The organism is Plantactinospora sp. CA-290183, assembly GCF_050936375.1.
In the GTDB taxonomy this organism is placed as follows: domain Bacteria; phylum Actinomycetota; class Actinomycetes; order Mycobacteriales; family Micromonosporaceae; genus Plantactinospora.
This window is the reverse complement of record NZ_JBNJMX010000009.1, coordinates 49,518-62,871: the sequence shown is the minus strand read 5'-3', so window position 1 is coordinate 62,871 and position 13,354 is coordinate 49,518. Positions and strand designations below refer to the sequence as shown.

Here is a 13,354-nt window from a genome sequence, read left to right as displayed (position 1 = left end):
GAACGAAGGGGGGCACCGGTGAGTCCGGTGGCCGGGGCCGGCCTGGGGTTGGTCAAGCTCGGTCCGCAGCTGTCGCCGGAGCCGGGCCGGCGGGACCCGGCGGAGCTGCGGGCGCTGGCCGAGGCGGCCGGCCGGGAGTTGGAGGGCGCGCCGGCCCAGGAGATCGCCCGCTGGGCGGCACAGGAGTTCGGCGGGCGCTTCTGCGTCACCAGCTCCATGGCGGACGCCGTACTCGCGCACGTGGTGTCCCGGGTGGCGCCCGGCGTCGACGTCGTCTTCCTCGACACCGGGCTGCACTTCCCGGAGACGCTCCGGGTCCGCGACACGGTGGCCCGCACCATGCCGGTGAACGTGCGGTCCATCCGGCCGCGCCAGACGGTGGGCCAGCAGGACGGCGAGTACGGGCCACGGCTCTTCTCCCGCGCGCCGGACGAGTGCTGCGCGCTGCGCAAGGTGGAGCCGTTGGAGCGGGCGCTCGCCGACTACGACGCCTGGGCGGCCGGGCTGCGCCGGGACGAGTCGCCGACCCGGGCGAACACCCCGGTCGTGAGCTTCGACCCGCGCCGGGGCAAGGTCAAGGTCAACCCGATCGCGGCCTGGAGCCAGGCCGACGTGGACGCGTACATCGCCCGCTGGAACATCCCGGTCAACGAGCTGTTCCGGCAGGGCTACACCTCGATCGGCTGCTGGCCCTGCACCCGGCGTACGAAGGCGGGCGAGGATTCGAGGGCCGGCCGGTGGGCGATGTTCGAGAAGACCGAGTGCGGCCTGCACGTGTGACCGCTGGACCGGCGCCGGTGGTCCTGGTGGCCCACGGCAGCCGGGACCCCCGGGCCGCCGTCGAGACCGAGGCGCTGAGCCGGGCGGTCGCGGCGGCCCGCCCCGGCCTGCCGGTACGGGCCAGCTACCTCGACCACCGGGGGCCCCGGCCGGGCGAGGTGCTGACGGAGCTGGCTGCGGCGGGCCACCCGTACGCGGTCGTGGTGCCGTTGCTGCTCACCGCCGCCTATCACGGCCGGGTGGACATCCCCGGGGCGATCGCCGCGGCTCAGGCGGCCGGGCTCCGCATGCCGGTACGGGTGGCCGAGGTGCTCGGGCCGGCCCGGGGCGAGGTGCATCCGCTGCTTCTCGCCGGGCTCCGTCGACGGCTCGCCGAGGCGGCTTCGCGCGGTGCCGGTGACGGCGAGGTCGACGCGGTCGTACTGGCCGCGGCCGGGACCCGGGACGCCGCGGCGCGCCGTACCGTCGAGGAGGCCGCCGAGGCGCTCGGTGCCGCCCTGGACGTGCCGGCCCTGGTCGGGTACGCCTCGGCGGCGCCGCCGACCGCCGGGGAGGCGGTCACCCGGCTGCGGGTGGCTGGTGCTCGCCGGGTCGCGGTGGCGACCTACTTCCTGGCCCCGGGGCGGCTCTGCGAGACCGCGATGAGGTCCGCCCGGGAGGCCGGTGCGGTGGCGCTGGCCGCTCCGCTCGGTGACTCTGCGGAGTTGGCCGGCCTGGTCCTCGCCCGGCTGGACGATGCCCTGACCGGCGTTCCAACACCCTGACCGGCCCCCTGCGGACCGGCCGGGCCCCCGGTGCGGGCCGGAGGCCGGCGCCGGATGGCGCCGAATCGTTCCCGCTGCGCCATTAGGTGCCGCAGTGGTGTCAACCGTCCGCAGACGCATCGTCATCCCGAGTAGAGAATTGATGCCTCTCGACACCGACTGTGTTGATCGGGTCGCGATCCGTTGTTTAGCGCAGCGTTCCGACTGTTTCGCCGAGGGTGTCGGAAGAGGGGGACGGAAAAGGTGAACCGGCTCCGCGAAGTGGCGAATCGGGGACGCGGTAATGGGGTGGGGCGGCGGCGCACGGCAGCGGGCGGCGCCCTCGGAAACCCCGAGGGGCCGTCCCGGCGAGGCAGCAGGTGATCGGCTTCACGAAAAAGCGGAACGCCCCGGGGAACCCGTTCCCCGGGGCGTTACCGTGATGTTGCGGTCGGTCAGGCAGAGTGAGCGCGGAGGACCCGCAGGCCGCCACGGCGCTTGACGGCGCGCCGCTCTTCTTCGCTCATCCCGCCCCAGACGCCGGCGTCCTGACCTGACTCGAGAGCCCACTGCAGGCACTCGTCGGTCACGGAGCAACGCCGGCAGACGGCCTTGGCCTGCTCGACCTGCAGAACTGCCGGACCGGATGTCCCGATCGGAAAGAACAGCTCCGGGTCTTCGTCGCGGCAGGCAGCATGGTGGCGCCAGTCCATGGCGGCAACACTCCTCATTCTGGGTGGGCGGCAGTGCTTTCGTCGATCTTTCCTATATGCGTCCGCAGTGCCGGTCGCGACGGTTGTCGCCCCGTCGGTCCGGCAGCGCGAGAGCAGGCTTTGTGCTCGTGGGACGCGCGGTGGACCGGCCGCTTCCGGCGAGCGTGTCCACGCAATGTCCCGGTAACTCAAGTTCGCTTGTGAATACTTTCACGAACCATCACGATGTCAAGGGTAACGCCCGGAAAAACTCTGAGCGGGTGAGCCGGCTCACGACCTGTTTGTCCGGTTTCCGCCCTCGTCGGCACCCGGTGCGCCACAGCCGTGAATCAATATAGTACAGTCCGCCCGACATTGCAGGCATTTCCGGCACCGCCCCTCATCCGTCGTCCGGGGGTCTCTACCGGCGCTGTACCCCAGCCTCAGCAGATTACTCTCAGTGCGGCCGTTACGGATGTGAATCGCACCTTGTTTCGCTCGCCGAGATAGTCCCCGTCCAACTGGAACGCCTCCGGGTGCTGGGAGACGAGCGTGAACTCGGGCATGTCGTGCAGCCGGAGCACCTGCTTGCCGTGCGGGTACGACCGGCGGGACAGGATCTGCGTCACGGCGCGTACCGTCCCGGGCACGCGCATCCGACGCAGGGCCATGACGTCCAGGCCCAGGTCGAAGGAGGCGTTCGGGTTGGGATTGATCTCCCGGTCGCCGAGGTAGGTCCAGGGCGCCGTGTTCTGGATGACCACCGTCCCCAGCTCGGGTATGGCCGTCTCGCCCGGCCGTTCCAGGCTGATCGCCGGGTGCCGGCGGTCGGTGGCGAGGAAGTACTCGTTCATCAGCGACCGCAGGTAGAGACCGGGGGTGGAGACCCGGCCCTTGCGCCGGGCCCGCTCGACCCGGTTGATGACCGCCGCGTCCAGGCCGAAGCCGGCGCAGAAGGTGAAGTAGCGGTCGTCGGCCAGCCCGAGCCCGATGGTCCGGAACCGCCGCAGGCGCAGTCCTTCGAGGATCACCCCGGCCGCCTCCGGCCACTGGCTCGGCAGGCCCACGGCACGGGCGAAGACGTTGGTCGACCCACCCGGCACGGTGGCGAGCGCCGGCAGCCGGTCCGCCGGGGTGCGGGCGGCGCCCGGGCCCGCCGGGTCGGCGGTCATCAACCCGTTGACCACCTCGTTGACCGTGCCGTCGCCGCCGAGCGTGACGACCACGTCGACCCCCTCGCGGGCGGCCGTACGGGCCAGCGCGACGGCGTGACCGCGGCGTCGGGTGTACTCGACGGTGAGGTCGACCTCACTGCGCAGCGCGCGGACGAGCACGTCCCGGCTCCGACCGGTGGTGGTGGTGGCCTTCGGGTTGACCACCAGGATGGCCCGCATGGGCGGCACTGTACCGCGAGCTGCCGAGGTATCGTGGCGGCCGTGACGAACCACCCGGAACCCCGGCCCGGCCCGCTCCGCTGGGCGGTGTGGTTGCTGCGTGCCGAGGCCGTGGCGCTGGCTCTGTTGACGGTCTTCCTGGTCTACGAGACCGTGACGGCCGACGACGGGCTGCTCGGCGGGGTCTTCGTCACGGGGTTCGCGCTGGCCGGAGCCGCCGCGCTCGGGGCGCTCGCGGTGGCGCTCGACCGCCGTCGGGCCGCCGCCCGGGCCCCGGCGATGGTGTTGCAGCTCATGCTGCTGCCGGTCGGTTACTACATGATCCAGGGCGGGCTCGGCTGGCTGGGCGCGCCGCTGATGGCGCTCGGTCTGCTGGTCTGCGCCCTGCTGGTGAGCACCCCGACCAACCGGGCACTCGGTTTCGGCGCCGAGCGGGCCTGACCCGCGCTGCCGCGCGACGTCGCCGGCCTGCGCGCTAGCTAGCTGTACTGACCAGGCACGTTGGTCGAGGTTGTGTGACGACACGACGTAGATAGACGTGATGACGAAGGCCTCCGGTTGTGGAGTGGAGCTGTCTAGGAACCGCTCCGCCAACAGGAGGCCTTCGTGTCCCACGCTAACGCCGCTCTGACTCCCCGCGCACGTCTTCGCCTGGCGCGTCTGATCGTGGACGAGGGCTGGTCGGTCGCCCGTGCCGCGGAACGCTATGACGTGTCCTGGCCGACTGCGAAACGCTGGGCCGTGCGGTATGCCGAGCATGGTGCGGCCGCAATGACGGATCGGTCCTCACGCCCTCAGCGCAGCCCGACCAAGACGGCCCAGCCGGTGGTGCGCAAGATCGTGCACCTGCGATGGAAACAGCGGCTTGGACCAGTGCAGATCGCCGGCCAGTTGGCGATGCCGGCCTCGACCGTGCACGCCGTGCTGACCCGCTGCCGGATCAACCGCCTGTCACACATCGACCGCGCCACCGGCGAGCCGATCCGCCGCTACGAACACGACCGGCCCGGCGCGATGCTGCACGTCGACGTCAAGAAGTACGGCAACGTCCCCGACGGTGGTGGCTGGCGATACGTCGGCCGCGCCCAGGGCGAGCGCCACCGCCAAGCCACCGCCCGGCGCACCGGCGTCCGTAACACCCGCCACGCACCGAACATCGGCACGGCGTTCGTGCACACCGTCGTCGACGATCACTCCCGCGTCGCCTACGCCGAGATTCGCGACAACGAGACCGCCGCCACGGCGATCGACGTGCTACGCAACGCCGTGGCCTGGTTCACCGAGCGCGGCGTCACCATCGAACGCGTCCTAAGCGACAACGGCTCGGCCTACAAGTCACACGCCTGGCGCGACGCGTGCCACCAACTTGGCATCAAGCCGAAGAAGACCCGCCCCTACCGGCCCCAGACCAACGGCAAGGTGGAACGGTTTCACCGCACCATGACCAACGGCTGGGCACTACGACGCTTCTACAGCTCGGAGCACGCCCGCCGCGTAGCCCTACCCGCCTGGCTCCATCACTACAATCACCACCGACCCCACACCGCCACCGGCGGCAAACCGCCCATCACCAGGTTGACCAACCTCCCTGGGCAGTACAGCTAGCCGGCGGCCCGGCGGGTGAGCAGCGTGATGGTCGCGCGGTCGCCGTTCGCGGCCGCCGTGGCGGAGGTGGTCAGTGCGGTCAGCACCTTCCAGGCGAACGACGACTCGGCCGGCAGCCGGGACCCCGGCAGGGTGGTGAGGCTGACCTGCACCGTCAACGCGTCGTCGGTGACCGCGAACCGGCACTCCAGCTCGGCGTCCCGGGTGGCGACGGCCAGCAGCATCGCGCAGGCCTCGTCGACGGCGATGCGCAGGTCCTCGATCTCGTCCAGTGCGAAGTGCAACCGGGCGGCCAGGCCGGCGGTCGCGGTCCGCAGCACACCCAGGTAGCCGCCGTCGGCGGGCACGGTGAGCAGGACGACATCGTCGTCGACCGTCGGCGTTGTGCTCAGTGAAGTCACCCGGCGTCTCCCCCCCCGTCTCGGACTCTACCCGGCCCGCCCGCGCGGCGGCCCGGCGGCGAGCTGGCGCGCCATGGCGGCAACGGCCGGCACGTCGCAGCGACGTGCCGGCCGATCGCGTCGTACCGGCGGCTCGCACCGGCGGCTCCGCCATCAACACCGCCAGAGGTGGATCCCGGCGCGGGACGGCGGAACTCAGGCCTGCTTGGTCTCCCAGAAGATCTTGGCGATCTCGTCGATCTTCTGCAGCAGCTCGTCGGCCTTGGAGGCGTCGGTGGTGGCCTTGGTGCCGCCGCCACCGCCGGCCAGCTTGGTGGCCTCGTTGAACAGCTGGTGCAGGTTGGGGTACTTCTCGAAGTGCTGCGGCTTGAAGTAGTCGGTCCAGAGCACCCAGAGGTGGTGCTTGACCAGCTCGGAGCGCTGTTCCTTGATGATGAGCGCCCGGGTGCGGAACTCCGGGTCGCTGTTCGCCTGGTACTTCTCGTCGATCGCCTTGATCGATTCGGCCTCGATCCGGGCCTGCGCCGGGTCGTAGACGCCGCACGGCAGGTCGCAGTGGGCGCTGGCGACGACACGGGGCGTGAAGATGCGCGAAAGTCGCATAGGGACCCTCCATGACAAGTCTGAGATGATCCAGCACGACACTACTCCTGCGGTATGTCCCCGAAGGGGCGGAGGTGAAACTTGACGTCCACCCCACACCCCGGGTCCGGGCCCCGGCTGCGGGGACCGGTCTTCGCCGTACTCGTGGTCGGTCCGTCGATGGCTCCGACCCTGCGGCACGGTGACGCGCTGCTGGTCAGGCGCGGCGGCCGGGACGTCCGGCCGGGTGACGTGGTGGTGGCCGTCTTCCGGGCCCGCCCCGGGCTGGTCGTGGTCAAGCGCGTGGTCCGCGCCGCCGACGGCGGCTGGTGGGTACGCGGCGACAACGACCTGGTCACCGACGACTCGCGGGCGTACGGCGTGGCCGACGTGCTCGGTCGGGTGGTGCTGCGCTACTGGCCCCGGCCCCGCTGGCTCGGTCGGCGGCGCGGCTCCGATTACCGACCGGTATGACCCTCGACACCCGGGGGAGCCGTGCACCGCACTATGCTCTGTAGTCCATAACCCGGGTGACCCCCGCGCCGCCGCCGGCCACCGCTGATCTCGCGTCCAGCCGGCTGCCTCATCTGCTCGATCATCCTGGAGTCACCGCATGTCCTCCGTTGTGGACCCTTCCGACCAGACTGGCGTGGATCAGTCCGATCCGGCGTTCGCCCGGCACCGTGGCGGCAAGATGGCGATCGCCGCGACGATCCCGCTGACCACCCGCGACGACCTCTCGTTGGCCTACACCCCCGGTGTCGCCCGGGTCTGCGAGGCGATCGCCGCCGAGCCGGCGCTGGCCGAGGACTACACCTGGGTGTCGCACACCGTCGCGGTGGTCACCGACGGGTCGGCCGTGCTCGGGCTGGGCAACATCGGCCCGCGCGCCGCGATGCCGGTGATGGAGGGCAAGGCGGTGCTCTTCAAGCAGTTCGGCGGGGTGGACGCCGTGCCGATCTGTCTCGGCACCCAGGACGCGGACGAGATCGTCGCGGCGGTGACCGCGCTGGCCCCGTCGTTCGGCGGCATCAACCTGGAGGACATCAGCGCGCCGCGGTGCTTCGAGATCGAGCGCCGGCTGGACGAGGCGCTGCCGATCCCGGTCTTCCACGACGACCAGCACGGCACCGCCATCGTGGTGCTCGCCGCGCTGCGCAACGCCGCCACGCTGCTCAACCGCAAGCTCGGTGACCTGCGGGTGGCGGTGAGCGGAGCGGGCGCGGCCGGCGTCGCCGTGACCAAGATGCTGGTTGCCGGCGGCGTCGACCCGGCCGAGGTGGTCGTCTGCGACTCCCGGGGGATCATCCACCGGGGCCGTCCGGACCTGACCCCGACCAAGGCCGAGCTGGCCGAGCTGACCAACGGCGACGGCCGTACCGGCGGCATCGTCGAGGCGTTGCGCGGGGCTGACGTGCTGATCGGCGTCTCCGGCGGGGAGATCCCGGAGGAGGCCGTCGCCGGCATGGCGCCGGGCGGCGCGATCTTCGCGCTGGCCAACCCCACGCCGGAGGTGCACCCCGAGATCGCCGCCCGGTACGCCGCGGTGGTCGCGACCGGCCGCAGCGACTATCCGAACCAGATCAACAACGTGCTCGCCTTCCCCGGCGTGTTCAAGGGCGCGCTGGCGGCGCGGGCGGTGCGGATCACCGAGGGCATGAAGGTGGCCGCCGCCGACGCCATCGCCGCCGTTGCCGGCGAGGGCGGGGAGGGCGCCGGCCACCTGCGGGCCGACGCGATCATGCCGTCTCCGCTCGATCCCCGGGTGGCGCCGGCGGTGGCCGAGGCGGTGGCCGAGGCGGCCCGCCGGGACGGCGTCGCCCGCGCCTGACCGAGGGCGGCGGGCGGTGCCCGCTTCCGGGGCGGGCGTGTAACGTCTCGATCATGCGTGCCGCGTACGCGTCGACGATCGACGCCGACGATCCCCTCGCCGCGCTGGCGTTCGGCGACCGACCCGAACCGACCCCGCCGGATCCGGACTGGGTCACCGTGGAGGTCAGGGCCAGTTCGCTCAACCACCACGACATCTGGTCGTTGCGCGGTGTCGGGCTGCCCGCGGGCCGGCTGCCGATGATCCTCGGCTGCGACGCCGCCGGGGTCGACCCGGACGGCAGGGACGTGGTGATCTACCCGGTCGTGCCCGACCCGGCCGATCCGCGGGGGATGTCGATCCTCTCGGAGCACTACCAGGGCACGTTCGCCGAGCGCGTCGCCGTGCCCCGCGCCAACCTGGTGCCCAAGCCCGCCGCGTTGTCCTTCGTCGAGGCGGCCTGCCTGCCGACCGCCTGGCTGACCGCGTACCGGATGCTCACCACGAAGGGGCGGGTCGCGGACGGTTCGGCGGTGCTGGTGCAGGGGGCCGGCGGCGGGGTCGCGACGGCGGCGGTGGTGCTCGCCCTGGCGCTGGGCAAGCGGGTGTACGCGACCAGCCGCGACCCGGGGAAGCGGGAGCGGGTCGCCGAACTGGGCGCCACCGCGCTGCCCCCCGGCGCCCGGCTGCCGGAACGGGTGGACGTGGTGATCGAGACGGTCGGCGAGGCGACCTTCGACCATTCGCTGAAGTCGGCCGCGCCGGGCGCGCGGATCGTGGTCTGCGGCGCCACCGCCGGGTACGAGCCCAGCGTCAACCTGCGCCGGGTCTTCGCCATGCAGCTGGAGATCCTCGGCTCCACCATGGGTACCCCGGGCGAGCTGGCGGAGCTGCTGGAGCTCTGCGAGACCGGGGGAGTGCGACCGGTGGTGGACGGGGTCCACGGGTTCGAGCAGGCCCCGGACGCGTTCGCCCGGCTGCTCTCCGGGGACGTCTTCGGCAAGGTCGTGCTGGACCACACGGCGTAGCCGCGAGTGCGGCGGCGCGACGCCGACACGACGAACACGCCCGGTAGCAGCATTTGAAAAACCGGACGTTGGTGCCGCGACGAAGGCGGGTCGAAGGCCCGGATAAGTCGCGGAAAATGCGCCGGTAAGTCTGGGCACAGTCGCAGTTAAAGATAACTAAAGACGGAGTTTGCCCCGATTCCTTCGTCCCTCGATTCCCTGCGGACGGGCGGTACAGTCTTCCCCGATCCGCTTGCGTTGATCGCGGACGATGGGTAGGTCGAAGGAGTCGGATCTTGAACCAGTTCTCAGCGGCGCGTGAATCTGATCCAATTGATTCATCATCCCCACCACCGGCGCGGAGTCGTGGCTGGCGTACCCCGCGTTCCCTCGTGGTCGGATCGGCCACCCTGGCCATCATCGTCGCGGGGATCGGCGTCGCGGTCGCCAGCAGCGGCGACGGCTCGATGACCATCACCAGGGACGGCACCGTGCTGGACGGTCGCGAGATTGACGGCTACGTCCACATCAAGGCCAACAACATCACGATCAGGAATACCACCGTCCGGTACGGCGGCGCCCATGCGGTACGCATCTTCGACGGTTTCGACGGCACCCTGGTGGAGAACACCAAGATTCAATGCACCCGGGCCCGGACGAATGGACTCGTATTCGGCAACTACACCGCGCGCGGTGTCCACGTCACCGGCTGCCGGAACGGGTTCATGCACTCCTCCCTGGCACCGGCGACCATTGTCGACTCGACCTGGAACGGCGTACCGGTGGCGGCCGGCTCCCTGCCCCCGGCCGAGCCCGAACCGTCGCCGACGCCCGTCGCCACGCCGAGCGCCAGCCCGTCGGCGGCCCGGCCCCGGCCGACGCCGAGCGGGACCGGCGCGGCGCCCCGGGTGCCGACCTCCTTCCCCGGCGCCGACGACACCGGGGTGCCGGCGGGGACCGCCCTGGTGGCCTCCGGCTCCATCACGGTCCGGCAGGACGGCCAGGTGCTCAGCGGCCTCGACATCACTGGCTGCGTCACCGTCCGGGCCAGGAACGTGGTACTGCGCAAGTCCCGGATCACCTGCGCCGGGCTCTACTCGATCCGTACCGAGGACAGCGCCCGTAACCTGCTGGTGGAGGACGTCGAGATCAACGGAGGGGGCCGGAACTCCGCGGCGGTCTGCTGCGGCGACTACACCCTGCGCCGGGTCGACATCAGCAACGTCATCGACGGTCCCCGGCTGGGCGACAACGTGGTGATCGAGGACTCCTGGGTCCACCACCTGACCCGCCGCCCCGGCTCGCACAACGACGCCCTGCAGACCACCGGCGCGTCCGACATCGTGGTCCGGGGCAACACCCTGGAGGCGTACAACCCGAGGACCCGGGATCCGTTCAACGCCTGCCTGATGATCGGCTCGACCACCGGCCCGGTCGTGTCGAACCTGATCTTCGAGCAGAACTACTGCAACGGTGGGAACTACTCGATCGGGGTGCGCGAGGACACCAACGCCAGCAACATCCGGGTACGCAGCAACGTCTTCGGCCGCGACCACCGGTACGGGGTGATCGCCCGGCACACCCAGGACGGGATCAACTGGGACCGGGCGACGAACGTCTACGCCGACAACCGCCGGCCGGTGGTGCGGTAGCCGGGGTCGTGCGCGGCCCGGCCGGGGACCAGCGGCCGGGCCGCCCCCGCGCAGACCGGCGACGGTCAGGGGCGGTCAGTCAGGGGTGGTCGGTCAGAGGTGGTCGTCCAGGGTGGCCAGTCCGCCCCGGGCCGCCCGGTCGGGGAGCCGACGCTTGGCCGCCGGGTCGCCGTAGAGGGTCCAGCGCAGGAACTCGACCGTGCTGCCGGTGACCACGTCGAGGGCCCCGTCATCGTTGCCGAGCAGCGCGCCGACGTGGTCGCCCTTCGGCAGCGTCAGCATCGCCTTGGGCCAGGGCACCCGGTCGTACGCCGCCCTGCCGGCCGCGTACGAGACCACGTTGTCGGCCCGGCCGTGCACGAAGAGCTGGGGCGCGGCCGGGCCGCCGAAGGCGGTGCCGACACCCAGCGCCGTGCCGGCGAGCACGATCCCGGCGTCGAGCCGTTCGTCCCGGCCGACGGTGAACAGGCCGATGGTGGTGACCCCGCCCGCCGAGTGCCCGGCCGCGGCGACCCGGTCGGTGTCGAGGTGGCCGCGCAGCGGATCGCCGTCCCGGGTGTCCAGCCGAAGCACCTCGTCGAGCACGTACGAGGCGTCGGCCGGCTGGTTGACGACGTCGAGCACCTGGTAGCTGGGTGCCCCCCGGCTGGTGTGCGGGTAGGCCGGCGCGACCACCACGAAGCCCGCGGCGGCCCACGGCAACAGCAGCGGACGGTAGTCGGCGGGCCGAGCGGTCAGGCCGTGGCTGAACACCACCACCGGAAACCGGCCGTCGGCCGCCCGGGCGGACCGCTTCGGGGCGTCACCGGCGGTGCCGGTCGCCGGGTACCAGACGGTGGTGGGCAGCGGCCGGTTTCCGCCCCGCGCCAGCTTCAGCTCCCGGACCCCGACCGCGAACCGCTGGCTCGGCGCCACCCCGGCGACCGCCGGCACCGACGGGGCGGCCGTGGTGGGGCCGGCGGTGGGTCCCGGCCCCCCGTCGTCGGCTCCGCCGGAGGTGCCGGTGCAGGCGGCGAGGGTCATCGCGAGGGCGGTGCCGGCGAGGGCGGTGGCGGCGGTACGGCGTCGGCGCATGCCGTCGATTGTGCCCGCCCCGGTCGGCCCACCGGCCCGCAGTGCGGGCTTTCTTCGCGAATCGCCACGATCATCAGCCGAGCGCGTCGGCGAACTCCGTCACGCCGGGTGCCCGGACTCCGGCCGGGATCGCCGGCCGGGCGTCCGGGTCGGCGTAGAGCGTCCACCGGAAGAAGTTGGTCGTACCGGCCACGAGCTGGTCGAAACCCGGCCGGCCCGGAGTCAGGTACTCACCGTGCCCCTGACCGGTCAGCGTCAGGAAGGCCTTCGGCCAGCGCACCCGCCGGTACGCCTCCCGGCCGGTCGACGCCGAGACGGTGGCATCGGCGCCACCGTGCACGAAGAGCAGCGCGGCGGGCGGCCCGGCGAACGCACCGGCCATCCCGCCTCCGGCGATCACGATGCCGCTCCGGAGCCATTCGGAATGCCCGGAGGTGAAGAGCCCGGCGGTGGTGAAGCCACCGGCGGAGTGGCCGGCCGCCCCCACCCGGGTCACGTCCAGGTGGCCGGCGAACCGGTCACCGGGCAGCCGGTCGAGGCTGCTCACGTGCCGGATCACCCGCCAGGCGTCCCCGGGCTGGTGCCGGACGTCGCCCCGGTCGAACCGGGGCGCCTTCGACCGGGTGTGCGGGTAGGCGGGGGCGGCCACCACGAAGCCGGCCGCGGCCCAGCGCATGGTGAGTTGGGCGTGCCAGTCGGGAAGGCTGTGCAGACCGTGACTGAACAGCACGATCGGGAACCGGCCCGGCGCGACCGCCGCGTTGCGCCGGGGACCGGGCATCCGGGTGGCGGTGCCCCCGCCGGGCCGCCGGGCGGGCGTCGACGTGGCGCTGCCCGGGGCCGCCGACGGTTCGGGCAGGGTCGGATACCAGATGGTGACGGGCAGCGGGCGGGCGGTGCCGCGACCGAGTTCGAGCGTACGCACGCCGACCGCGTACGTCCGGTCCGGCGCGGCCCCGAGCCGTGGTCCCGGTGCCGGCGCGGCGACCGCCCACCCGCAGGCGGTGAGCGCGACCGCGGAGAGCAGCAGGACGCTCAGTCCCGCGACCAGTCGATTCGCGCGCACAGAATCGACGGTAGACGCCGGGAACGCGGGGGAGACCAGCTTTCCGGTCCCCGTACGGCGTCCACCCGGACGGTTTGTCGCATCCGCCGCCGTTTGGTGGCCCCACCGGGCCCGCGACCGGTTCGGTATGGTCTCCGGCATGCCTGACACGCACCGTGACCCCAGCGGGAACACCGAGGCCTTCCGCACCTTCGCGCACTCCACCGAGCCGGCCGCCGTCGAGCCGCCGTCAAAGCTGCCGCTGATCGTCGGCGTCGCGGTCGCCGCTGCCGTGCTGGTCGTCCTGGTCGGCTGGCTCGCCCTGGGCTGACCCGGGTCGGGTCCGCCGGGTCGCTCCGGCCCTACAGGTCGTCCTCGTCGTCGAGCCGGGCCAGCCAGGTGGCGAACCGCTCGATCGGCGTCTCGAACTCGGGATTCAGGTCGACGAAGTCCCGCAGTCGCGCGCCGAGCCACTCCAGGGTCACCGTCTCGGTGCCCCGGCGCTCGACGAGTTCCTCGATGCCTCGGTCGGTGAAGTACACGACGCCTCGCTTCCGGAGTCGGTCGAC

General features: G+C 72.2%; 16 protein-coding genes. 9 read left to right on the top strand and 7 right to left on the bottom strand.

Going from position 1 to position 13,354, the window contains the following annotated elements; genetic code table 11:
• Positions 1-18: 18 nt before the first annotated feature.
• Together ACQEUR_RS16770 and ACQEUR_RS16765 are read left to right on the top strand one after the other, a co-directional pair.
• Entirely contained in the window at positions 19-780 is a 762-nt protein-coding gene (locus tag ACQEUR_RS16770; protein ID WP_433031556.1) for a phosphoadenylyl-sulfate reductase, read from the top strand.
• Entirely contained in the window at positions 762-1,544 is a 783-nt protein-coding gene (locus ACQEUR_RS16765; protein ID WP_433031553.1) for a sirohydrochlorin chelatase, read from the top strand. Before ACQEUR_RS16770 ends, ACQEUR_RS16765 begins: the two co-directional genes overlap by 19 nt.
• A 434-nt stretch (positions 1,545-1,978) precedes the next feature.
• On the opposite strand, the gene ACQEUR_RS16760 is transcribed toward ACQEUR_RS16765, so the two are convergent.
• Together ACQEUR_RS16760 and ACQEUR_RS16755 are read right to left on the bottom strand one after the other, a co-directional pair.
• Positions 1,979-2,236, bottom strand: coding sequence for a WhiB family transcriptional regulator (locus ACQEUR_RS16760; protein ID WP_130464821.1), 258 nt, complete (start codon positions 2,234-2,236; stop codon positions 1,979-1,981).
• 422 nt (positions 2,237-2,658) lie between these two features.
• Positions 2,659-3,609, bottom strand: coding sequence for a diacylglycerol/lipid kinase family protein (locus ACQEUR_RS16755; protein ID WP_433031550.1), 951 nt, complete (start codon positions 3,607-3,609; stop codon positions 2,659-2,661).
• Between the two features lie 42 nt (positions 3,610-3,651).
• Here ACQEUR_RS16755 and ACQEUR_RS16750 point away from each other — a divergent pair, with 42 nt between their 5' ends.
• Complete coding sequence (locus ACQEUR_RS16750; RefSeq protein WP_433031548.1) at positions 3,652-4,050, top strand: hypothetical protein; 399 nt, start codon at positions 3,652-3,654, stop codon at positions 4,048-4,050.
• Positions 4,051-4,215: 165 nt separating this feature from the next.
• Entirely contained in the window at positions 4,216-5,214 is a 999-nt protein-coding gene (locus ACQEUR_RS16745; RefSeq protein WP_433031545.1) for an IS481 family transposase, read from the top strand.
• Here the strand turns inward: ACQEUR_RS16745 and ACQEUR_RS16740 are convergent.
• Both ACQEUR_RS16740 and sodN read right to left on the bottom strand, forming a co-directional pair.
• Positions 5,211-5,615: an anti-sigma regulatory factor gene (locus ACQEUR_RS16740; RefSeq protein ID WP_433031542.1), complete on the bottom strand. Its 405-nt coding sequence runs from the start codon at positions 5,613-5,615 to the stop codon at positions 5,211-5,213. The genes ACQEUR_RS16745 and ACQEUR_RS16740 overlap by 4 nt on opposite strands.
• Before the next feature lie 195 nt (positions 5,616-5,810).
• A complete protein-coding gene (gene sodN / locus ACQEUR_RS16735) occupies positions 5,811-6,218 on the bottom strand; it encodes a superoxide dismutase, Ni (protein ID WP_433031539.1) in 408 nt (135 codons plus the stop codon).
• 81 nt (positions 6,219-6,299) lie between these two features.
• Here sodN and ACQEUR_RS16730 point away from each other — a divergent pair, with 81 nt between their 5' ends.
• The 4 genes from ACQEUR_RS16730 to ACQEUR_RS16715 all read left to right on the top strand — a co-directional run bounded on the left by ACQEUR_RS16730 (position 6,300) and on the right by ACQEUR_RS16715 (position 10,666).
• Positions 6,300-6,671: a S24/S26 family peptidase gene (locus ACQEUR_RS16730; RefSeq protein ID WP_433031536.1), complete on the top strand. Its 372-nt coding sequence runs from the start codon at positions 6,300-6,302 to the stop codon at positions 6,669-6,671.
• Between the two features lie 175 nt (positions 6,672-6,846).
• A complete protein-coding gene (locus ACQEUR_RS16725; RefSeq protein WP_433031533.1) occupies positions 6,847-8,028 on the top strand; it encodes an NAD(P)-dependent malic enzyme in 1,182 nt (393 codons plus the stop codon).
• A 53-nt stretch (positions 8,029-8,081) separates the two neighbouring features.
• On the top strand, positions 8,082-9,035 hold the full coding sequence (locus ACQEUR_RS16720; protein WP_433031530.1) for a zinc-binding dehydrogenase: 954 nt from the start codon (positions 8,082-8,084) through the stop codon (positions 9,033-9,035).
• Positions 9,036-9,406: 371 nt separating this feature from the next.
• Entirely contained in the window at positions 9,407-10,666 is a 1,260-nt protein-coding gene (locus ACQEUR_RS16715) for a hypothetical protein (protein WP_433031527.1), read from the top strand.
• A 93-nt stretch (positions 10,667-10,759) separates the two neighbouring features.
• Here the strand turns inward: ACQEUR_RS16715 and ACQEUR_RS16710 are convergent, their stop codons facing one another.
• Both ACQEUR_RS16710 and ACQEUR_RS16705 read right to left on the bottom strand, forming a co-directional pair.
• A complete protein-coding gene (locus tag ACQEUR_RS16710) occupies positions 10,760-11,740 on the bottom strand; it encodes an alpha/beta hydrolase family protein (RefSeq protein ID WP_433031524.1) in 981 nt (326 codons plus the stop codon).
• 73 nt (positions 11,741-11,813) lie between these two features.
• Entirely contained in the window at positions 11,814-12,806 is a 993-nt protein-coding gene (locus ACQEUR_RS16705) for an alpha/beta hydrolase family protein (RefSeq protein ID WP_433031521.1), read from the bottom strand.
• Positions 12,807-12,945: 139 nt separating this feature from the next.
• Here ACQEUR_RS16705 and ACQEUR_RS16700 point away from each other — a divergent pair, with 139 nt between their 5' ends.
• Positions 12,946-13,116, top strand: coding sequence for a hypothetical protein (locus tag ACQEUR_RS16700; RefSeq protein WP_433031518.1), 171 nt, complete (start codon positions 12,946-12,948; stop codon positions 13,114-13,116).
• Positions 13,117-13,147: 31 nt separating this feature from the next.
• Here ACQEUR_RS16700 and ACQEUR_RS16695 read toward each other — a convergent pair whose 3' ends face one another.
• Positions 13,148-13,327, bottom strand: coding sequence for a DUF6104 family protein (locus ACQEUR_RS16695; RefSeq protein WP_433031515.1), 180 nt, complete (start codon positions 13,325-13,327; stop codon positions 13,148-13,150).
• Between the last annotated feature and the right edge of the window lie 27 nt (positions 13,328-13,354).